Below are 23,630 nucleotides of genomic sequence, written 5' to 3'. Positions count from 1 at the left end.
TATAATTTCAAAATTCATCTATCTTTGCCAGTCGAAAATCGAAAGGCTTTAAATCAAGCAAATGAAGAATAGAATCACAGTTATCCTAGGAGCGCTCACACTTCTCCTTACTTTACATATAGAAGCAAATGCTCAGTTGAGCGAAGAAGTGACCAAAAAAACACCTGAACTACCTGGTGAATTGATGGTGGATTTTGGATTCAACCTTATGACCGGTAAACCAGGCTACTGGAGCGATACCCACTGGTGGAGATCTAAATCGGTTGCTATATACTTCGTAAAACCTTTTGAACTCAGTAAGAAAATAGAATTTAGGCCTGGGATTGGCGTAAGCCTAGACAAACTAGGGTCAAAAAATGGCGACTTCTTAGGAGACAAATATGAAGACGTTGATGATGATTGGAGCTATACCAAGGCTCAGTACAGTCTCAACTATGCCGAGATCCCTATGGAGTTTAGGTTCAACATCACAGGTAACGACCACAAAGCGAGCCCTTTCATCTCCGTAGGAGGTATGGCTGGTATCATCTTCGATCAAAAAACGAAAGTAAAGTATGATTTAGATGGAAAAACCAGAAAAATCAAAGAAAAAGGTGATCAAGGGACTTCAAAACTAAGACTTGGAGCACAGGCTAGAATAGGCTGGGGTAGCTTTAGTATCTTCTACAAGCAGTATTTCACTCCTGTATTTACGAGCAGAGGTCCTTTGGATGGAGAGGATATCACCTACTCCACAATCGGTGTCTCTATCTCTGGTTTCTAAATAAACCAATAAAGAGCAGCAAAGCAGGTCAATAGCCCTAGTAGGCTACCTGCTAAGATCTCATGCGCTCGGTGAGCATTCAGTTGAAGCCGAGCACTCATCACCCCTCCTGCAACAATCAGCGTCGCAATCAAAGGATAGACCAACATACCGTTCGGGTACCTCCAGCACAGCGCAAGCAAATAACCACACACACCACTTAACGCTGCAGCATGAATACTGATTTTGTAACGAGAAGTCACTAAAGTCAGCAAGATGAGTAATAGTGTAGTGGACAGAAAAATCACCCCCACGATCTGGTTGACGCCTACTTTATAGATAAACAAATAGGTCGTCATCATAAAAAACAAGGTGATAAAAACAAAGGGCACCATGCGCTCTTCTCTGTCCTCCATTCGTAGACTTTTGATCGATCCCGAAACTTTAAGAATAGAAATACTAATCATCGGGATCACAAATGTCGTGACGAACAAAAACGGGAGTGTCATCAACGAGATAGGTTGTATCAAGTGTGGAGCAAATGCAAACAACAAACAAAAAGTCAGCGTCGGCATCAGCAATGGATGAAACAAATGAGAGACGATTTGGCTAACCTTATCTCTCACTATAACTCCTTTCGTAATCTTGCTACTGGCAAATTGAGCTGTTCTCTGTACTTCGCTACCGTACGGCGCGCAATATTGTACCCCTCAGCCTTCAGGAGTTTTTCTAATTTGTCATCCGACAAAGGCTTAGACTTGTCCTCGTTCTCGATAAAAGTCTTCAGTTTTAACTTGACTTCTCTGCTACTTACATCTTCGCCAGAGTCCGTAGCGATTCCTTCAGAGAAGAAATATTTGAGTGGGAAAATCCCAAACTCCGTCTGGATAGATTTGCTATTCGCTACACGAGAAATCGTCGAAATATCCATCCCAATGATCTCGGCGATATCCTTCAATATCATCGGTCGCAGCTTAGACTCATCTCCATCCAAAAAGAAATCATATTGATATTTGATGATCGCATTCATGGTGTTGAGCAAAGTCTGCTGACGCTGCTTCACAGCGTCAATAAACCACTTGGCCGCATCTAGCTTTTGCTTCACGAAAGACACCGTCTCCTTGAGTTTCTTGTCCTTCTTGTCACTCTTGTGATAGGACTGAAACATGTCCGAATATGAGCGACTAACTTTGAGCTCTGGAGCATTCTTAGAGTTCAAAATCAACTCCAACTTGCCGTCATCGTTCGTCAATATAAAATCTGGCAGCAGATACTGTATTCTCACCAAACTATCGTTCGTCCCACCAGGTTTTGGGTTGAGCTTTGTGATCATATGAATGGCATCTTTGAGTGCCTCATCCGTGACATCTAGTTTTTTGATGATTTTATCATAGTGCTTTTTAGTAAACTCCTCAAAACAGCTCCCCACTATTTTTAGTGCTAGATCAACCTCATCACCATGCACTTCTTTTTTCTCCAACTGTATCATCAGACACTCTTGGAGTGATCGCGCAGCTATGCCCGCTGGGTCAAACCCTTGTATCTTGGTTAGAATCTCTTCCAACTCCTCCAAGCTTGTTTCAATATTTTGAGAGAAAGCCAGATCGTTCATGATCGCTTCAAGATCACGTCGAATATAGCCATCGGACTCTATGCTACCAATAAGCTGTCGTCCTATGATTTCTTGGGTCTCATCTAACTTCAAAAAACCCAACTGTACAATCAGTTGATCCTGAAGAGAAGTCCCTGAGGAGATGGGCATCTCTCGTTCTTCCTCTTGGTGATTGCCATCACCTTGCATTTTATATCCTACATAATCATCCTCATTGAGGTAGTCATCGACATTGAGCTCATCGCTATCGGTGTTCTCAGCACGTTCTTCTTCGTTACTCACTTCCTCGTCATCATCCTTGCCTTCCTCTAGCGCAGGGTTGACCTCCATTTCTTCTTTTATTCTTGCCTCCAACTCAGCAGTAGGCACCTGTAGCAGCTTGATGAACTGTATCTGTTGCGGCGACAGTTTCTGACCGAGGGATTGTATTAATCCTAATTTTTGCATGAATAATTACTTTTAGATGAATCCACCAAATTTATTCTATTTCACATTAAAAGAAGTAACGCCAACGGATTTTGACAAGAGGATTTTTACTCAAAAAAATCATTTGACTCAATAGAGAAAAACTCACACTAACTCATGTAGGAACAATATCAGCGCGGTTAGACCGCCAAATCACGTACCTGAGTATCCAAAATCTGTATTCCTTCGTCAAAGCTAACGGGTTCATAGCCCAGCACCAGTCGAGCCTTTTCTATTACAAACCCTGTTTTGGGTGGTCTCTTTGCTGTTTGTGTAAAGGTAGAACCGTCTACTTTCGTAATCTTAGCCTTATCCAACTCGAAATAGTCACAGGTTTTCATTGCCATGTCGTAGGGAGTCAGCATGTCTTTTCCTGAGATATTAAAAATGCCCTGCGCTCTTTTGGCCGCTGATAGATAACAGCCCATCGCTAGATCCTCTGCTAAGGTCGGTGTACGCCACTGATCATCTACAATCTTTAGTTCTTTGCCTTCTTCTAGGCTGCTCTTGACCCAAAGCACGATATTGGAGCGACTCATCCCAGGAGTAATCCCATAGACCAGTACTGTCCGAAGTATAGACCAGTCAATACCGCTATCCTGCACGATAGTCTCCGCATCCAATTTGCTCTGCCCATAGTAACTCAATGGTTTAGCTGGATCATTCTCCGTATAAGGCCCCGCCTCTCCATCAAAGATAAAATCCGTGGACAAGTGCACCAAAAAACTACCCGATAGACGACACGCATCTACCAAGTACTGCACCGCATCCACATTGAGTTGACGACATTCTTCGCGGGCAGTCTCACACTGATCAACATTAGTCATAGCAGCTGTATTGACCACTACATCTGGCTGATAGTACTGAATCACCTCTAGCACCTCGGCCTGCTGCGTAATATCCATCCGTGCATACTCGAATGACTGCTCTAGGTAGTCCAACCGACTCTTTCCGTGCGAAGTGGCGATGACCTCTTCTCCTTTGTCCAAGAGGAGTTTGACCAACTTCTGTCCCAAAAGCCCATTTGCACCTGTTATCAATACTTTCATCCTCTAGGTTTTCTTCTGTATACTTTAGATAAATTTACGAATGTAAACTTAGATAAAATATCATTATAGGATTCTAAAAAGGAGTTCCCAACCCTATTTAGTCGGGTATTTTCCGAACCAAATAAAACAAGCAGAGGAGTAAAATCTTTGATAGGGAAAAGCTATTCTTGTTCGGACAAAGGATTCTAGTTGCTCGAAAATTATCTAAAAAATATGTCGACAGGTTATCTAAAAAGACAAAAGCCCAAACTAAGCGAACAAGAGATTAGCCAATACCTCGCTCGAATACGAACTCCTCGCGAACTCAAACCATCCCTGAGGTATCTCAGACTGCTCCACCGAAATCATCTAATGAATATTCCTTTCGAGAATCTTGACATTTCTATGCGAAGGGAAATCATATTGGACATCAAACACCTGAATGAAAAGATTCTAATCAAAAGACGTGGGGGGTTCTGTTATGAGCTCAATGGTTTTTTCTATTGCTTGCTACAATCACTAGGGTTCGAGGTACATCTAATAGGAGCGCAAGTCTACGACCGGCAGGGCAACTTAGGCCCAGTGCTAGATCATGCCGCACTGCTAGTCTACTTAGATGACAATATCTACCTCTGTGACGTTGGGTTTGGCGATTCCTTTAGTTCTCCGAAAGTCATACACCCCGGAGAATTACAAATGGACTATACCCGCTATTTCAGGATAGATAAAAACGCTGATGAAGACTACACACTCTCTAAGTCTGAAGATTCGCTACAGTTTGATGCGCAATATGTGTTTAGCAAAAAAGAATATCAATTGGTAGAATTCATCGATATGTGCCATTATCATCAGACCAACCCAAAGTCGCATTTCACCAAACAAAACATCATCTCTCAGGCCAAACCAGATGGTCGAATCACACTAACAGATAAAAAATTGATCACACAACGACTAGGCGAAAAACAGGAGCAGGACATTCTAAATCACGATGAATTCTGCTCACTGCTCCAGCAGCATTTTGGCATCACCTACGAGATGAACTTCTAGCGATTCAATGCCTGATAAAGCACCTCCACAGGGTGAAGTGCCACTTTGCCTGTACCATCTTTGATCTGATGACGACAGCTCGTCCCTGGCGCAGAGATGATCGTCTCCTCAGTAGCCGTGCGCACAGCGGGGAATAACACCAATTCACCGACCTTCATAGAGGTTTCATAATGTTCCTTTTCGTACCCGAACGAACCCGCCATTCCACAGCAACCTGACTGAATGACTTCTACCTCAAAGTTGGCAGGAATGGACAAAGTGTCTTTTAGTGTAATCACTGACGATAAGGCCTTCTGATGACAATGCCCATGTACTTTGAGCTGCTTACTCTCCGTGGTAAAACGCGAAGCATCAATATTTCCTCTCCTAAACTCACGTGACAAAAACTCCTCGATGGTCAAACAAGCGTCTGCTACTTCGGTCGCTTTTTGCTTCAACTCGACATCACAGAGATCTGGATATTCATCCCGTAATGTCAAAATCGTAGAAGGTTCTATCCCGACGAAAGGAGTCTCTGAAGAGATTTTACCATGAAGTATATTGACATTCTTGTTGGCTACTTTTTTTGCCTTTCGCACCATACCCTTGGAGATCAACGCACGCCCAGACTGGTCATGATCTAACTGCATAACATTAAAGCCCAGCTCGTCCAAGAGCTGTATCGCGGTGATTCCGATTTCTGCATCCAGATAGTTAGTAAACTCATCAAAGAATAGGTACAACTTCTTATCAGACTGCTGGCTCTTGAGTTTTGATCTATTCTTCTTAAACCAAGCACTCATAGTCCTCTTTGGCATGAGAGGCATAGACCTGTCCTCATGTACACCCATAAGGGCTTTCCCCAGTTTTCCAGTCAATGTGTTTTTAAAAACCGCATTGTATGCCCATGGCACCAAAGAGGCCATTTTCATACTGAGGTCGTATTCACCCATCATGCGTTTGGCTAGTGGCATCCCGTTAGCATCATAGTACTGCTGTTCAAATTCCGCCTTGAGTCTAGCCATGTCCACATTAGAAGGACACTCCGATTTACATCCCTTACATGACAGGCACAAATCCATCACCTCTTTGATCTGCACACTGTCAAACTTGTTGAGTTTATCAGAATGAGTGAGTACTTCTCGCAGCATATTGGCACGGGCACGAGTCGTATCTTTTTCGTTTCGGGTCGCCATGAAACTAGGACACATCGTGCCTCCACTCCCTTCAGATTTTCGACAATCACCTGAACCATTGCACAGCTCTGCTGCACGTAGGATTCCTTTGCTTTTGTCCCAGTTAAAATAAGTCTTGATCTCTGGGTCTGGCTGGTTCGGCTCATACCTTAGGAACTCGTCCATCTTTGCCGTGTCAGTTATCTTCCCAGGGTTAAAAATCCCTTTTGGATCCCAAGATTTCTTGACCGCTCTGATCAATTGATAATTTTTTTCTCCTATCTGCTCCCGGATAAACTCCCCTCTAAGACGACCGTCTCCATGCTCCCCACTGAGAGAGCCTCGATATTTTTTGACCAAACGAGAAATTTCTTCCGCCACTACCCTGAACATCCGGTGACCTTCTTCGGTCTTCATGTTGAGTACTGGACGCAAGTGCAGCTCCCCAGACCCAGCATGTGCATAGTGCACACAGTTCAGATTATACTGAGCCAAAGTCTCGTTAAACTCACGAATATACTCTGGTAAGTCTTGCACGTCCACCGCCGTATCTTCGATCACAGGCTGAGCCTTAGCATCTCCAGGGATATTGGCTAAGAGACCAAGTCCTGCTTTTCTGAGATTCCAGACTTTGCCTATATCTCCGCCTTTCAAAATAGGATAATGATAACCGAGTCCATCCTTTTTGAGTTCAGCGATCATCGCTTCACACTTTTGGTCTAGCATCTCGTCATTTTCTGCAGCTAGCTCTACTACGAGTATCGCACCTGGATCACCTTGGACAAAAAAGCGATTCTTCTGCTGTTCTATATTTTCTTTGGTACACTGAAGGATGATGTCATCGATCAGCTCACTGGCGTGTGGCTCATATTTTAGTCCGACCAAGTTGGCCAATAGCGACTCATTGATGTCGTTGCAGTGGATACATACCAAGGCTTTGTTCTTGGGAGGCAAAGGCAGGGTATTGAGCTTCAGTTCTGTGATAAACATCAAAGTCCCCTCAGAACCCGCGATCAGTTTACAGAAGTTAAATGGCTCACCTGTACTTTCGAACGGTTGGTTAATAGCCAATAAATCCACTGCATAGCCTGTATTTCTTCTAGGAATACTCGGTTTGGGAAATTCCTTGGCGATCTCTTCACGTACCTCCGCAGGCTGCAAAAGAGAATTAATCTCACGGTAGATTTGTCCTTCTAGAGAATCCTCCGCTGCTTTCGCTGTAAAACCTTCCTGACTCACCGCCCCAAAGGTCACCTCACTACCGTCTGACAAAAAGCCCGTTACTTCTAACAAATGTTCACGGGCACTACCGTAGACCACAGAGTTCGATCCACAGGAATTGTTACCAACCATGCCACCGACCATCGCACGATTGGCTGTAGAGGTTTCTGGCCCGTAGAACATCCCAAAGGGCTTCAAGTGACGGTTGAGGTCGTCGCGGATTACACCTGGATGAAGTCTCACCCAGTTTCCTTCTGGGTTGACTTCCAGTACTTGATTAAAATGCTTAGACACATCCACTACGATACCATTTCCGACCACCTGTCCTGCCAGAGAAGTACCAGCCGTACGAGGAATCAGCGAGGTGTTGTGTTCATTGGCAAACTGAATCAGGAGACGAATATCCTCCTTGTCGATAGGCATAGCTACTGCGAGAGGAAGCTCACGATACGCCGACGCATCCGTAGCATACAGCGTACGCAACGTCTCATCTACAAACAAATCCCCTTTTAGCGTATTCGCCAATTTCCCCAGTGCATTTTTCATGGTCGCAAAAATATGATATTAGCCGGAATCTATACATGCAAAACAGTCAAAATAATGCATAAAACTTGCAGCATTCCATACCCATGAAGTAATCACAAAATTCATGTCATTCAGAGGGTATTTCAACCCCGTTTGTATTTGAATACACTTTCAACCTGTAGGCTTTTGTACCTGTCCACTAGGGATATGTGTGCTTTTGGGTTAATTTCGAAGTAAGAAACCTTGAAACCTAGCTAAACCATTATGGCGAGATTATGTACTTGCATGATGCTCTTGTACCTGTCGATGACCTCATTGACTAGCAGAGGATATTCCGATTTAGATTCCCTGCGAAGCATTCTTACTAACTATGAATCTGAAAGTGGGGCGTATAGTATCATACTCCTCCAAATAGGAAAACAGTTAACCGAGTCGAAACCTGATTCAGCACTGATTGTTTCAGATCAAATCATGAAAACGCTCGACTTGCATCCAAACGATTCCTTAAAGGCATGGGTCTATAACCTACGGTCGATAGCCTACAGCTACAAAGCACAATATGATAGCTCAGTAGCCTACTCCATCAGAGCACTAGATTTGGCACGATCCAATAAGGATACAATCTGTATTATGGATGGGTATAACAATCTGGGGATTGATTTCATGTATCAGGAGGATTATGTCACCTCAAGAACCTACTACATGCAACTGGAATCTCTAGCCAAAAGCTATAGAGATACCCTCCGTTGGGCGCATGCACTCAATAATCTCGGGATGCTCGATGGATATGAAAACAAAACCGATGAGGAACTTGATCGCTATGATCAAGCGGCTGGTTTATTTAAGCACATAGGGGAAAAAGAAGGTTATGCCAACACGCTGCTCAATACTGGTACGGTCTATTCGATGCTAGGTAAGTATGAACTAGCTGAGACAAATTACCGGCAGGCTCTGGGGATTTTTAAGGAGATCGGTTATACCTCTGGTGTGATACACGCCTACTTGAACCTTGCGGAGAACTATCATCTGGAGGGGCAAAATGAAAAAAGTTTGGCGATCTCTCGACGTGCACTTGCACTCGTGATGGATCATCATTTTGAACAGGACGAAATCTACCTCTATGAGCTGATGAAGAAGGTGTACGAATCCAAACAAGACTATCGACAAGCCTACCAATATCAGAAGCAGCAATATGAACTGCAACAAAAGATATTCAATACCGAAAAGTCGCTTCAGATCAATGATCTTCAAGCCAAGTATGAAACCTCTCTCAAGGAGTCTAAAATAGAAAAGCTCACATTAGAAAACGAATTGAAACTGGCGAGTCTAACACAGGCTCGCTGGCAAATCGCTGTTTTGATTGGTGGGGTACTGATGGTTCTTCTGATTGGGGGATTATTGTTTTGGATCAAAGCAAAAAAAGCACAGTCAGATAAGCTCGAGCAGAAGTTAAGAATGGAAGAGTTGCAGCGTAGATATGTAGAACTCCTCAGTGGCCCAGCCAAAATTGATTTGGATATTGCCCTAGACATGTTCAATGCCAAGCTGGTCAATCCACTAACCGATCGTGAGTACGAAGTGCTGCAAAGTAGTATGACTGGTAAGACCAATCAAGAGGTCGCGGATGCGCTATTCGTCACACTGAGCACCGTCAAGTTTCATCTCAAGAACGTCTATCAAAAACTAGGCGTGTCCAATCGCAAAGAAGCACTCAAATATGTGGTTAAATTGAAATAGCTCTTTAAGAGCCGTATGGGGTGTTTTATAAAAAACTATCCCATGGGATAGGTACAGAACTATCCCTATGGTGTAGGCTGATCCTGTTAGGAAGTGAAGAATTTCACGGTATTGAAACTTAAATCTTATACCATGAAAAATTCACTTAACCTTATCCATTTATGGTGTCTGATGATGATTAGCCTCATGGCAATCGATCAGTCTCAGGCACAGTCGATTTCTTATAATTCATCGTTTGACCTTTCGAATGGAGCGACTTATAATGACAATTTTTTGATCCTTGGGCAGACAGGTGCTCCTCGTAGTATGATCATGAACCCGGATGGCACCAAACTTTATGTGGCTGAAAATGGCGGAGAAGTATTTCAGTATAGTCTGGTCACACCTTTTGAAATAAGCGGTGGCGTCTCTTATGACAATGTATTTCAGGATTTATCCAGTGATGTATCCAGCAACAGAGGGATGGCTTTCAATAACACAGGAGAAAAGTTATTTGTTTTAGATATAGCTGGTGATGTCCATCAATTCTCTGTCAGCATCGGGTTTGACCTTTCCTCCACAGTGGAGTATGATGACATTGTATTTGACGCCAATGTCTCTGGAGCATCAGGCTTAATATTCAATCCGGATGGAACAAAAATGTACGTTAATAGCTCGGGATCTCCATATAGTGCAAGACAATACACTTTGTCAACCCCTTTTGACATTAGTACAGGTGTGACAGTAGATGGGCTCAGCGTCACGTTTACTTGGTACTACCAAAGCATGGGTATGGCCTTCAACAATGATGGAACAAAACTCTATTCGGTCACACCAAACTATGATGTGATTTCAGAGTATCTGCTAAGTACACCATATGATATTACAACTGGGGTGACCAAGACAATATACGAAGTGGATATTTCAAATGAGGAAGGCTTTCCAAGGGATCTTCTGATCAACCAAACAGGCACAGCTCTCATCGTGCTAGGTGATGATGGGAACGACATCATTCAATACGATTTGAATCCAACTGTCTTTAACGAAAATGGAGATAACAAAGGTGGTATTGAAAACTCCGCTAAAATTCATATCAGTGGAGATACATTCACCCATGCTGGTGGTACATTGATATACAAAACTGATTATGGAGTGTCAGGCATACCCAAAGGCTTGACACCAGTATTGACTGTAGCAGCGGATGGTTTATCAGTCGAACTGACCTTAACGGGAACAAGCATATCACACCAAGACGCTGATGATGTGTCCGGTCTACTCTTCACATTTGCCAATTCTGCTTTTACTGGTGGAGATGCTTCAGCAGTAGAAAATGCTATATCTGCCAGTAGTGGTATATCAATTGATTTTAAACAAAACAGGCCAGTGGTTGCATATGGTGATGGCTTCAACCTTGATACGGCTGTCCCCCAACTACTTGGGTCTTACAGCATCTCTTCTGAAGAGCCCGATGCACGTGGCGTGACATTTAGCACCAATGGATTAAAAATGTACATTACGGGTGATGCAGCTGATAACGTAAATCAATATTCATTAGCCAAACCATTCGCCCCCAGTGCTGGATATAGTTTGGATATTGCCATGGATGTTTCTAGTCAGGTCAATGCGCCCCATGATATTACTTTTAGCCGTGATGGGACTAGAATGTTCGTTCTAGACCATGGAGGAGCTGTAAATCAATACAGCGTCAATTCGCCATGGGATTTGACGGGAACTGTTTCGCATACCGTCACTCATTTAGTGACTTCACAGGAGGGGGCAGCCACAGGTGTGACTTTTAGCCCCGATGGCACCAAGATGTTTATAGTGGGGACTAGTGGAGATGAAGTCAATCAGTACTCATTATCTAACGCATTTGACCTTACGACTGGTGTGACATTTGACGAGAGTCCATTCAGTGTATTGTCCGAAGATTACAACCCTATGGATATAGCATTCAACGGTACAGGTACTGAAATGTATATCTTAGGCGGAGCAGGTAGAGATATCAATATTTATTCATTAGAGAGGCCATTTGACATTACAGAAGGTGTAACTTTTGTCACTAATACTTTTTATATGGGAGCGGTTGACGCCTTTCCAAATGGATTCTGTTTCAATGCGACGGGTAGTTCCTTGTTTACCGTGGGATATTACGACGAGGTGGTAAATCACTTTCAGATTTCGAACCCTCAAATACTTATAGAAGCGGTAGCAGGTGATGGATCAAGCGATGGTAGTCTGATTGGTTCATTTTCAATCAAAATATCAGACGATCAATTCAGTTATGCAGGAGGAAGCCTTACCCACGGTGCTGACTATACCATTGATAATCTCCCCGCTGGACTAACTCCTTCCTTTTCTGTGGCTGCTGATGGTCAGTCTGGTATTGTTACTTTTTCGGGTAAAGCTACGAATCACCAAAACATCAACGACCTGGAGGCGCTTGTTTTTACTTTCGCTGATCAAGCTTTCGAACTAGATGATGCATCTATTGTAACCAATGCTATCAGTGCCAATAGTGGCATTGGGGTTGATTTTATCGATGATGGAGGCTCACTCACATATGGATCTATTTTTGACCTAACAGGAGGTGCTACTATTCAGACATCACACTACATAGGTGATGAGGAGAATTATGCCAATGACCTAGTGTTCAGCCATGATGGATTAAAGTTATTTGTGATTGGTAGCGAGGGAGACTTAATCAACCAATATGGGTTAGTGTCGGCGTATGACCTCAGAGCTGGTTTAACACACGAAGGATCAATAACCAGTGGGGATTCTTACCCACGAACTATGACTTTCAATGACGATGGGTCAAAGTTATTTGTATTAGGCACAGGTTCTCGACAGGTACATCAGTTTGGTCTTTCGGTCAATTTTGACATTACCTCTACTGTCACGCCCGAAGGGTCATTTAATGCCACTGCTCAAGAAATCAACCCATACAGCATGAAATTTAGTGATGATGGTATGACGATGTATATAGGAGGAATCACTAGCATGAAAATCCACAAATATCAATTGACAAGTGCTTACGACATTACCTCCACGACAACATTTGTTCACTCGACTGTGGAATTGGGTAACATATATGATTTTGATCTTAGTGCAGATGGAAAAAATCTTGTGGTATTGACTGGAGACAATCAACTAGAAACTTACTTTTTGAGCAGTGCTTTTGATTTGACTTCTACCATGATAAAGGGAGAAAGTATTTTCAGTACTGAACCTATACATAGCCAGGCACAAGGCATGGTGTTTTCACCTGCGGGCAACAGATTGTTTATGACGGGGTGGGGTGATCAAGTGACACAATATGAACTGGTCAGTGCTGGTTTTGTAGAAAGTAACTCTAACAATGGGTCGATATTGACTACCGTTCAGGGTTTTTTATTGAAAGGAGAAACTTTTACCAATCAGAGAAATACACTTGCTCACGGTAGTGACTACACGATTGCTAACCTACCAGCCGGTCTGACACCTGTATTAGAGGTAGCTAACAGTGGGACGAGTGCAACACTTTCATTTACGGGTAATGCCACCAATAATTCAGACTCAGATGACATCAGTAGCTTGATATTTACTTTTAATAATTCGGCATTTTCGGGTGGTGATGCCTCAGCTATACTAAATACTACATCTGCTAACTCAGGTATCGACATAGATTTCAGAGACGGTACAGCATCTATTACTTATGAAAACGAAACCTTCACCAGCTTTAACGAATCCTATGCGGACGACGGTTCGGTGCTCGGAGAGTTCACAGTGACTGTTACTGATGATTCTTTCAACAATGCTGGAGAAACGCTTAGCTATGGCGATGACTATACGATCAGCCCTATACCCGCTGGATTGACGCCAGTGCTCACCGTAGCAGCAGATGGTTGGTCTGCTCTTTTAACTTTTGCAGGGAAAGCAACCGATAACGAAAAAACAGATAATGTGTCCGATTTGGTATTCACGTTTAGCAACAGTGCCTTCGGTAATGGTGACGCAAGTAATGTAACAAATGCCGCAAGCGCCAGTAGTGGGTGTGGTATCACCTTCAGAGAAATCGAAGGAGTAATTTATGCAGACAATGGTTTTCAGGTAACTAATATGGCAGTGAACGAAACGACTTTTGACGTGTCAGAACAAGCCTCCAATCCATCAGGCTTAGCATTTAACCCAGATGGCACCAAGTTGTTTATGTTAGCCTCTACTAATGCAACGGTCAATCAATATACGCTGACTACACCTTATGAAATCGCCGCAGGTGCCGTATTGGATGGTACGCCTTTGGACATATCTGAATATGAAACTGGAGCCTTTGATATCGCCTTTAGTACCGATGGACATACGATGTTCATCATCGGCTATGCCAGTGACAAAATCCATCAGTTTGATCTCTCTACAGCATTTGACATCAACAGTACCGTGACGCATGAGGGAGAATATGCTGTCACACAAGGTGTTGGGCTCACCTTCAGTGTAGACGGGACTCAGATGTACACGACCTCTTTATCGAGCTCGACACTGAAACAATATGCTTTGGAAACACCGTTTGACATCACAGGCACGGTAACGCTAACGGGAACAGTCTCTGCTGGTAATTATTCCCCTAGGTTTTCCCCCAGTGGGGAGGAGTTATTTATTATCAATAGTAACTCAGATGTGATTTATCAGTTCAATCTTTCCCAAGGGTTTGATATAACCACAGCCGAAAGTACGAGTGAGAGTATCTATGTCCGACCGGATGACTCTGCCCCACTAGGTTTTGTCATTAGCAGTGATGGTACGAAATTTTTGGTATCTGGAGGGGTAGGTGATGTAATTCTCCAGTATGAAAGCATGCACACGGCAGTATTTAGTGAATTAGCGGCCAATAATGGGGAAGTTTCTGGGTCGTTTGAGATTCAAATCAATGGCGAAGCATTTGCCAAGGCTGGTGATGTCTTAGAAGCTGGTACAGACTATACACTGAGCGGACTGCCTGCAGGACTGTCAGAAGCATTGAATGTTGCAGCCGATGGATTGTCGATTACATTGACTGTGACTGGCAATGCTGAAGCACATCAGGATGCCGATGATCTTACAGCCGAAATCAGCTTGTCGCTGCTAGATGGGTCTTTTGACTCGGGTGATGCAGCTAGTATCCAAAATTCAACACTTGCGTTTCTACTGGATTTTGATTTTCTGGACAATGCTACCATTAACTATAATGCCCGTATTTTTTCAGAAACCTATCAAAATGAAGGAGAACTAACGGGGGCAATGGGCCTTCATATAATTAATGACACATTTACCAATGCAGGAGGTACACTTACTGAAGGGGAAGATTATACGATCGCAGATATTCCTGATGGATTAATACCAAACCTGTCAGTATCAGCCAATGGCTTGAATGCAACACTCACATTCAGCGGTACAGCTACTCATCATCAGGATACAGATGATATGGATGACCTTATCTTTACATTCGAAAATTCTGCCTTTACTACCTATGACGCAGATGTAGTTTTCAATTCGACAGCACACGGTTCAGGAGGAAAAATTGACTTTGATGAAAATGATCGCAGGATCATGTATGGCAACAAACTTGACTTTACTGAGCAGTTTAACTGGAACCAGGTAGCCAAATTCAGTGTCGCTAACGAGAATGCAGGATCTAGCTTTGCCGTCAGTCAGGATGGCATGAGGATATTTGTTTCCAGCTGGGAAGAAAATGCCATTTATCAGTATGATCTCACCACGCCTTTTGACCTATCAGATGGAGCAGCATATGCTTCTGTATCCTTTGATGTTTCTAATGAAGGGGTATCGCCTGGGGATGTTGATTTTAGTCACGATGGAGTCAAAATGTATGTACAGATCAGCTCCGACGACATACTTCAATATCACCTGACTACACCTTTTGACCTGTCCGGTGGTGTGAGTTACGAGGGGTCATACGATATGGGCAACGATATTCAGCCAAGTGGTATCACCTTTAGCCGTGATGGTAAAAAAATGTACATGATCGGGTCGCATACGGATAAAATATATGAGTACACGTTAGAAACACCTTTTGACCTGACAGGTACTGTAGACTATGATGACGTTTCGTACAGTGTCCCTGGATACAATTATGCCGGGATTTTGCTTTCGGACAATGGCAGAGAGATTTATCTGATCAACACTTCGTATCCAGGACAAACGTCGATTCGGCAATATCAAATGAATATCGCAAATGACCTGAGCAGCGGCGTGACGAGCATCGGTGGTAAAAGTCTGTTTGAATTGACCAACCATGCCGGAGATGCGCGCATCAGTCCAAACGGAAAATTCCTTTGGGTACTGGCCAATAACCAAGAAATCTTGCAATTGGCATTGCCAGTCGATGGATTTATGGAAGTGGACAAAAATGATGGAGATGTGGCTGGCTCTCTATTTATAGAGATCGATGATGAGCGATTCACTTCAGCAGGAAGTATTTTGACGTATGGTTCTGACTATACGATCGACAACCTTCCGACAGGTTTAACAGCTACATTGGATGTAGCTGAAGATGGGTTTTCTGCTACTTTGACACTGACAGATAAAGGTGAACATCATCAGGATATACATGATGTGGATGACCTTCAATTTACCTTCAATAATTCGGCATTTGTCGGTAATGACGCTTCCGTAGTAGCTAATGCTGTAGCAGGCTCTAGCGGTCGGTCAGTTGATTTTAGAGACAACCATCCTATGCTTTTTTATGGCAATGGCTTGAATATGGAATACGCCACGAATGCGGGTAGCCCACTAGATGTGTATAGTGAAGAAACCTACCCTGCTGGAATTGTATTTAGCCATGACGGAACAAAAATGTTCACCGCAGGTGGAGATAACTCAGCTATTCATCAGTACAGCCTGTCCATTCCTTATCAAATTACCTCTGGGGTTAGTTTTAATGGGTCGTTTGATGTGAGCATGGAAGATGAACACCCAGAAGACATCGTTTTTTCTGAAGATGGTTCAAAAATGTACGTACTGGGTGATGACAGCTATGTCATCTATGAGTATAACCTAAGCACTCCTTTCGAGATCACAACAGGAGCCACTTATAGTGGCAACTCTTTGGGTGTAAACACTTACAGCAGTGGATCAGCGATGACAATGAGTCCTGATGGCACGAAAATGTACCTAATGGGAGATGGTATACATCAGTTTGGTCTTCCTACACCATTTGACCTTACCAATGCCACCTTCGAGGCGACTTATGAACCTGAGCTAGAGGGGCTCTCAGGTGGAGTAATTTCTCCTGATGGGCGTTATTTTCTTATGCTGTCGAGTGGATATGCGGTAAGCTATATTCTCAATACACCATTCGATATATCAAATGGTATTGCGATCAATGGTACACCTTTAGAGATAGATGGTGAAATTGACTATGCCCATAGTATTGCGATTCAACCCGATGGCAGTCGCGTTTTTATAATTGATATTAATGAAGGTACTGGGGCTAGCATTCATCAGTTTGAAATGGATTTTGGAGGATTCACCGAAACGGTTGTAAATAACGGAGCTGTCGAAGGTGAACTTAGTATATCTCTGACCGACGACACTTTTACCAACCCTGGTGGGGTGTTGACTGCCTACAGTATTACGAATTTACCTACAGGGCTGACGTCTTTAATGTCTGTCTCTTCGGATGGTTATACAGCTACTGTGACACTTACTGGCAGTGCGGTTGATCACAAAGATACCGACGACCTCAGCAACTTGATTTTTAACTTTACCGATGCAGCTTTTACTAACTATGAGGCATCTGAAGTCGCAAATGCGACGAATCATAGCATCAATGCAGGAATCGATTTTCTAGCCAATTCAGATGACGAAATATTGTCGTTTACTCTTTCAGAGCAAACAGGTGCAGCGACCATTGACAATGGTGAAGGCAGCACAGTGTCCATAGAGGTGGTCGCAGGTACAGATATATCTGCTTTGACTCCTACGGTCACCGTGTCGGACGGTGCGACGGTTTCTCCAGAGAGTGGCATTGAACAAGACTTTACTTCTCCAGTAGTCTATACCGTCACAGCAGAGGACGCGACTTCTAACGCTATAACTGTAAGCGTAACGGAGGCTCTGGCCAGCCCTACCGACATCTCGATCTCTGAGTCTACTATTGATGAAAATAATGCCGTCAGTGATTTGGTTGGCACTTTATCTACAGTAGATGCAAGTTTCGCAGATAGTCACACCTACACACTGGCTAGTGGTACAGGAGACGCAGACAATGCTTCTTTCACCATTGACGGCAATGAGTTGCAAGCCAATACCATATTTGATCACGAAACGAAAAGTGCCTATTCGATCAGAGTGCAAACCGATGATGGAAACGGTGGGCTATACGTCGAACAGTTCATCATCAATATCAACGATGTAAATGAAACACCCACTGATCTGGAGTTGTCTAGCTTGGAGATTAATGAAAGCAACCCAGTAGGTACTGTGATTGGCTCCTTCAGTACGACCGACGAAGACGAAGGGCAAACCCATACCTACACCTTGGTCTCAGGTACAGGCGATGAAGGCAATGCCTCATTTGCGATCTCCGGAGATCAATTAGTGACTACCGAGGTTTTAGATTATGAATCACAAACCAGCTATTCAATTCTCGTACAGACAAATGACGGTAATGGTGGGATTTATGAAGAATCATTTACGATTTCTGTCAATGACCTAGCTGCATCTATCACCTCTATCGATTTGGATAATACTACTGTCGTAGAAAATGCTGACGCAGGCACGCTAGTAGGTGCTTTATCAACGGCTGGAGAAGATTTGTCCGGGAGTTTCACGTATGAACTGGTGACGGGTACAGGTAGCGATGACAACAGTTCTTTTGAAGTCATTGATGACGAAATCTTCACGACCGAAAGTTTCAACTACGAGGTAAAAAGCTCCTATGCTATTCGAGTCAGTACTGATGATGGCAATGGGTACTCTTTAGAAAGAACCTTTACCATCTCGATAGATGATGAGGCAGAATCCACGGATACAAATATCCTGACTTTTGTATTGCTAGAACAAACGGGTACTGCTGTCGTCGATAATGAGACCAATACCATATCTCTAGAAGTTGCCTATGGTACTGATATGACGAGTTTGATACCCACGATCACAGTATCAGCAGGGGCGGATATTTCTCCTCTCGGTGCACAGGATTTTAGCACTCCAGTGACCTACACAGTCACTGCAGAGGAGCCAACATTTACAGAGGAATGGGTTGTGACCCTGTCGGAGGCTCCTAACAGTGCGTCGGACATAGTGAGCTTCGTTCTAGACGAGCAATCAGATGCCGCAACTATCAATGCGGGCAATCATTCCATCAGTATAGAAGTAGAGCCAGGCACTGAGATATCCAACCTTACACCAACGATTACCCTATCAGACGGTGCTATGATCACACCAGATGGCGCACAGGATTTCACAAACTCTTTTACCTATACTGTAACTGCTCAGAATGGTGTCACGACACAGGATTGGGTGGTGACCGTTAGTATTGCGAACACGCCTCCTGCTCTGGTGGATGTAATCGCTGATCATACGGATATCAATGGGTTTGACCTCTCCACCAGAGATTTGTCAGGCGCTTTCACAGATGTGGATGGTGATAATATCATACTAACAGTATCTAGCAGTGACGAAATGATCGTTACAGCTGCTATTGATGAAGATGGTATTTTAACCGTGTCCGAAGTAGGCTTAGGCACGGCGGTGATTACTGTCACAGCTGATGATGGCAATGGTGGAACGACCGATGCTACGTTCAACTTCACGGTGAATTTTGTAGCCCAAGCAGCACCAACCGCAATCATGCTGGATAATATATCCATAGATGAAAATCTCCCCGTCGGTACGATCATCGCGCTAATGAGTAGAACAGATGTGAACTTGTACGATGAACCAACCTACAGCTTGGTAGCAGGTGATGGAGATACAGACAATGCCTCATTCTCCGTCAATGGTCTTCATTTGAGGTCTAACGAAGTATTTGATTTCGAAACCAAAACCAGTTATTCGATTCGTCTACAGGTAGACGATAATAATGGGGGAACGTATCAGCAAGTTTTTACGATCACGATCAATGATCTAGAAGACAATGCAGCGCCTACTCTCACCAATGCATTGGCAGACCTAACACAGGCTGCAGGTTTTGCAACGATAGATATTGACCTAAATGACGTCTTCACAGATGTGGATGGAGATCTTTTGAATTATAGCGTCAGTAGCAGCGATACGGAAGTGGTAACGGTAGCAGTATCCAACAACAATGTACTGCAAATCACTGAAGGAAACATCGGGATATCTACTATCACGGTGACAGTGGAAGATAGCGATGGCGAATCAGTGAGTGATACATTTATCATCACAGTAGAAAAAACAGATCAAACGATCTCTTTCGACGCACTGGCCGACAAAGTCTTCGGGGATGCTGATTTTGATCTAAACGCTACGGCCAGTTCTAGCCTAGATGTTACCTTCAGCGTAGTAAGTGGGCCAGCGACTATCGCAGGAAACACCGTGACCATCACGGGAGCAGGTGAAATAGTCATCGCAGCAAATCAGTCGGGAGATGAAACTTTCAACGCAGCGAGTCAAGTCACACAAACATTCACCGTTGAGAAAGCTGATCAGGTAATCACCATAGAAGCGATCCAAGATCAAACCACCGATGGAGAACCCCTAGAGATAGTAGCAAGTACTACCTCTGGACTCAGCTTGACCTACCAAGTATCTGGCTCTGCAACACTTTCAGGCACTACAGTTACCCTGACTGGAACTGCTGGACTGGTGACAGTCACGGTCAGTCAAGCAGGAGATGACAATTACAACTCTGCTAGTGAGCAAGTGACTTTTAACGTCACCGATCCTGACAAAACAGATCAAACGATCTCTTTCGACGCACTGGCCGACAAAGTCTTCGGGGATGCTGATTTTGATCTAAACGCTACGGCCAGTTCTAGCCTAGATGTTACCTTCAGCGTAGTAAGTGGGCCAGCGACTATCGCAGGCAGTACCGTGACCATCACGGGAGCGGGTGAAATAGTCATCGCAGCAGATCAGTCGGGAGATGAAACTTTCAACGCAGCGAGTCAAGTCACACAAACATTCACCGTTGAGAAAGCTGATCAGGTCATCACCATAGAAGCGATCGAAAATCAAACCACCAATGGAGAACCCGTAGAGATAGTAGCAAGTACTACATCAGGTTTGACCCTAAGCTATGCTGTCAGTGGTCCAGCAACCATCAACGATGCTTCGATTACTTTGGATGGAATAGCAGGAACTGTGACTGTCACGGTTAGTCAAGCAGGAGATGACAACTACCACTCCGCAGAGTCAGTTATTAGCTTTGACGTGACTGAAGAATCTACCGTGACAGCTGTTGCCCCTGAGGTCAAGATTCAGTACTACCCTAACCCCGCTACGGATTGGGTCAGTGTAAGCGGAATACAATCAAATGAAGCCCAGATTCAAGTTTTCGACCTTCGAGGAACACACATCATGACTGAAATAATCATGGAAGATCAGCGGCTATCAGTACATAGCCTCCAATCGGGTGTCTACCTCATGAAAATCACAAACCAAGATATAACTACAACAACTAGATTAGTGATACGAAGATAGCCTAGGTATAAGGTTTCAAAACTATCTTCAGGGAGCGGTGAGAGCCGCTCCTTATTTATCCCCTCTTAGAATTGGTATAAAAAATCAATACTCGAAAAAATATCATCCCAAAACCATCACTTTGTCATGATTATAAAGACATATGGCAGGATGATAAAATCAGACAAGCGTTATTTAGCAAGTACATAATAATTAATTTTTCTCAAATGCTGCTGGCTCCAGAATTCCCGTTCTGGAGCTTTTTTTATCCCCCTACTCCTCGGTACATTTACCACAGACACTGTAGATTTGCAGTCTATGAAAAAAGGAGTTTTGTTGGTCAACCTCGGCACACCAGATAGCCCTAGTGTTCCTAATGTCAGAAAGTATTTGCGTGAATTTCTCATGGACGGACGGGTCATCGATATCCCATATATATCCAGATGGTTTTTGATCAATTTGATCATTGCACCATTTCGTGGACCCAAATCCGCCAAAGAATACCAAAGACTCTGGGAAGACCGTGGCTCTCCTCTCAAATTCTACAGCGAAGATCTAAGAGATCTTGTACAAGACAAACTAGGGAACAACTATCAAGTAGAGCTAGCAATGCGCTACCAGTCTCCCTCCATAGCCTCGGCACTTGCTTCTCTCAAAAAAACTAACATTTCTTCTCTCAAAATCATTCCACTGTTTCCACAATACGCCTCTGCCAGTACGGGATCTGTGATAGAAGAGGTCATGCGAGTTGTTTCAAACTGGCAAGTCATTCCTAAGCTTGACTTTGTGAGTCAGTTCATCGAGAATGAGAAATTCCTAGACACCATCGTCGCTAATGCGCAAAAATTCATGGCTACTACGGATTATGATCATTTCCTATTCAGCTACCACGGACTACCCGAACGACAGATCATGAAAGCTGAAATCAAGAAATGTCAACTTGGAAGCTGTTGTGAACATTTTGGTGATGCCAATAGATACTGCTACCGCGCGCAATGCTTCGAAACCACCAGATTATTAGCCCAAAAACTAAATATCCCAGCTGACCGAATTGCCACTACTTTTCAATCCCGATTAGGAAAAACTCCGTGGATACAACCCTACACGGATGTTCACCTCCAAGAACTCGCAAAAAACGGAATCAAAAAGGTTCTGGTTTTCTCTCCCGCATTCGTGGCGGACTGCCTAGAAACTACACTAGAGGTAGGAGAGACCTACCAAGAAGAATTCATCGCAGCAGGCGGACAACAGTGGGATTTAGTACCCAGTCTCAACGTAGAAGAGACCTGGATCGACTGTGTAACTGATATGGCAAGAGATTAATGACCCTTAGCGATTATTAACAATCTCAGCCAAAGAATCTACAGCGTAGATTACTTCTTCTCGTGTCGTATATTTGGAGAGCGAAAAACGAATCGCTCCACGCATAGGGTCAGAGTGTATCGCCTCCAACACATGAGAACCAATGCTCGAACCACTCGCACAAGCGCTACCGCCAGAGACGGAGATCCCCTTGATGTCTAAATTAAAAAGCAGCATATCGTTCTCTTCGGACTCTGGTACACCAATATTGAGAACAGAATACAGGCTCCTATCCATATCGGCCGAAAGACCGTTGTAGGATACCCCCTTCACTTTCTCATTCAATTCCGTGATCATGAGCCTTTTTAACCCCTCTATATGCGTACGGTTAGTTGCCATATCTCTGTAGGATATCTCCAGAGCCTTAGCTATTCCTACTATACCCGCTAGATTCTCTGTACCTCCGCGCATATTTCGTTCCTGCGCACCGCCATAGACAAAAGGGTGAATTTTCGTCTCATGATTAATATACACAAAACCAACCCCCTTAGGCCCATGGAACTTATGACCAGACCCTACCACGAAATCAAGTTGACTATCCGCTAGCGAATGAACATATTTCCCCATCGCCTGCACCGTATCGCTGTGGTATAAAGCACCATACGCTTTAGACAACCCTGCAATAGCCAAGACATCATTTAGATTACCCAGCTCATTGTTGGCATGCATGAGCGACACCATTGCACCAGGATTTTCCTGTAGCAACACCTCAAGGTGCTCCACATCAAGTGCTCCTCCATCGAGCAATCGAACATACCTCACGCAGATCACACCCTGTCGCTCCATTGCTTCCAGAGTATGCAAGACCGCATGATGCTCTAGTACCGACGTGATAACCACCTGCAGCCCTAGCGTCTCTACAGCGGATCGCAACACCATGTTGTCAGCCTCTGTGCCACCAGAGGTGAAAAATATCTCTGCGGGCGAAGTGTTGAGCAATTCTGCTATCTTTTTACGTGACCGCTCTACCACAGAACGTGCCGCTCTACCATGCGCATGTATAGAGGAGGGATTCCCAAAAATTTCGGAAAAATAGGGCATCATTTCTTCCAAAACTTCAGGATCAACAGGTGTAGTAGCAGAATTATCGAGATATACTTTCATCGGACAAAAATAAGGAGCATTTAACTTATCTT

General features: G+C 43.8%; 10 protein-coding genes. 5 read left to right on the top strand and 5 right to left on the bottom strand.

The features are described 5' to 3' along the window. The first annotated feature begins 61 nt into the window (after positions 1 to 61). Positions 62 to 763, top strand: a complete 702-nt coding sequence (locus tag BUB99_RS15510; RefSeq protein ID WP_073123942.1) for an outer membrane beta-barrel protein — start codon at positions 62 to 64, stop codon at positions 761 to 763. Here the strand turns inward: BUB99_RS15510 and BUB99_RS15505 are convergent. From BUB99_RS15505 to BUB99_RS15495, 3 genes are all read right to left on the bottom strand, one after another. Next, positions 760 to 1,368: a hypothetical protein gene (locus BUB99_RS15505; protein ID WP_073123940.1), complete on the bottom strand. Its 609-nt coding sequence runs from the start codon at positions 1,366 to 1,368 to the stop codon at positions 760 to 762. The two genes, BUB99_RS15510 and BUB99_RS15505, sit on opposite strands and share 4 nt — an antisense overlap. Further along, positions 1,368 to 2,801, bottom strand: coding sequence for an RNA polymerase factor sigma-54 (gene rpoN, locus BUB99_RS15500; RefSeq protein WP_073123938.1), 1,434 nt, complete (start codon positions 2,799 to 2,801; stop codon positions 1,368 to 1,370). Before rpoN ends, BUB99_RS15505 begins: the two co-directional genes overlap by 1 nt. A 158-nt stretch (positions 2,802 to 2,959) precedes the next feature. Next, positions 2,960 to 3,868: an SDR family oxidoreductase gene (locus tag BUB99_RS15495; RefSeq protein WP_073123936.1), complete on the bottom strand. Its 909-nt coding sequence runs from the start codon at positions 3,866 to 3,868 to the stop codon at positions 2,960 to 2,962. A gap of 213 nt (positions 3,869 to 4,081) precedes the next feature. Here BUB99_RS15495 and BUB99_RS15490 point away from each other — a divergent pair, with 213 nt between their 5' ends. Then, the gene (locus BUB99_RS15490; protein ID WP_073123934.1) at positions 4,082 to 4,894 is read left to right on the top strand and encodes an arylamine N-acetyltransferase family protein; all 813 of its coding nucleotides are present in this window, start codon (positions 4,082 to 4,084) and stop codon (positions 4,892 to 4,894) included. Here BUB99_RS15490 and BUB99_RS15485 read toward each other — a convergent pair. Beyond that, positions 4,891 to 7,815: an FAD-binding and (Fe-S)-binding domain-containing protein gene (locus BUB99_RS15485; RefSeq protein ID WP_073123932.1), complete on the bottom strand. Its 2,925-nt coding sequence runs from the start codon at positions 7,813 to 7,815 to the stop codon at positions 4,891 to 4,893. The two genes, BUB99_RS15490 and BUB99_RS15485, sit on opposite strands and share 4 nt — an antisense overlap. A 450-nt stretch (positions 7,816 to 8,265) precedes the next feature. Between BUB99_RS15485 and BUB99_RS15480 the strand changes: the two genes are divergently transcribed. From BUB99_RS15480 to hemH, 3 genes are all read left to right on the top strand, one after another. Further along, the gene (locus tag BUB99_RS15480; protein WP_170863818.1) at positions 8,266 to 9,531 is read left to right on the top strand and encodes a LuxR family transcriptional regulator; all 1,266 of its coding nucleotides are present in this window, start codon (positions 8,266 to 8,268) and stop codon (positions 9,529 to 9,531) included. A 132-nt stretch (positions 9,532 to 9,663) separates the two neighbouring features. Beyond that, positions 9,664 to 21,153, top strand: a complete 11,490-nt coding sequence (locus BUB99_RS15475; RefSeq protein ID WP_139281042.1) for a cadherin domain-containing protein — start codon at positions 9,664 to 9,666, stop codon at positions 21,151 to 21,153. 297 nt (positions 21,154 to 21,450) lie between these two features. Continuing rightward, a complete protein-coding gene (gene hemH / locus BUB99_RS15470; protein ID WP_073123926.1) occupies positions 21,451 to 22,455 on the top strand; it encodes a ferrochelatase in 1,005 nt (334 codons plus the stop codon). Positions 22,456 to 22,461: 6 nt separating this feature from the next. On the opposite strand, the gene BUB99_RS15465 is transcribed toward hemH, so the two are convergent. Further along, positions 22,462 to 23,598 (bottom strand): cysteine desulfurase family protein, encoded by a 1,137-nt coding sequence (locus BUB99_RS15465; RefSeq protein ID WP_073123924.1) that lies wholly within the window; start codon positions 23,596 to 23,598, stop codon positions 22,462 to 22,464. Positions 23,599 to 23,630: the final 32 nt, after the last annotated feature.

This window comes from Reichenbachiella agariperforans (assembly GCF_900142205.1).
Taxonomy (GTDB): domain Bacteria; phylum Bacteroidota; class Bacteroidia; order Cytophagales; family Cyclobacteriaceae; genus Reichenbachiella; species Reichenbachiella agariperforans.
This window is presented reverse-complemented; position numbering and strand designations above follow the sequence as displayed.

Excerpts from the sequence above, each read along its gene's own strand:
- BUB99_RS15510 (WP_073123942.1), top strand. The coding sequence starts at position 62 with ATGAAGAATAGAATCACAGTTATCCTAGGAGCGCTCACACTTCTCCTT.
- rpoN (WP_073123938.1), bottom strand. The coding sequence starts at position 2,801 with ATGCAAAAATTAGGATTAATACAATCCCTCGGTCAGAAACTGTCGCCG.
- BUB99_RS15495 (WP_073123936.1), bottom strand. The coding sequence starts at position 3,868 with ATGAAAGTATTGATAACAGGTGCAAATGGGCTTTTGGGACAGAAGTTG.
- BUB99_RS15490 (WP_073123934.1), top strand. The coding sequence starts at position 4,082 with ATGTCGACAGGTTATCTAAAAAGACAAAAGCCCAAACTAAGCGAACAA.
- BUB99_RS15485 (WP_073123932.1), bottom strand. The coding sequence starts at position 7,815 with ATGAAAAATGCACTGGGGAAATTGGCGAATACGCTAAAAGGGGATTTG.
- BUB99_RS15480 (WP_170863818.1), top strand. The coding sequence starts at position 8,266 with ATGAAAACGCTCGACTTGCATCCAAACGATTCCTTAAAGGCATGGGTC.
- BUB99_RS15475 (WP_139281042.1), top strand. The coding sequence starts at position 9,664 with ATGAAAAATTCACTTAACCTTATCCATTTATGGTGTCTGATGATGATT.
- hemH (WP_073123926.1), top strand. The coding sequence starts at position 21,451 with ATGAAAAAAGGAGTTTTGTTGGTCAACCTCGGCACACCAGATAGCCCT.
- BUB99_RS15465 (WP_073123924.1), bottom strand. The coding sequence starts at position 23,598 with ATGAAAGTATATCTCGATAATTCTGCTACTACACCTGTTGATCCTGAA.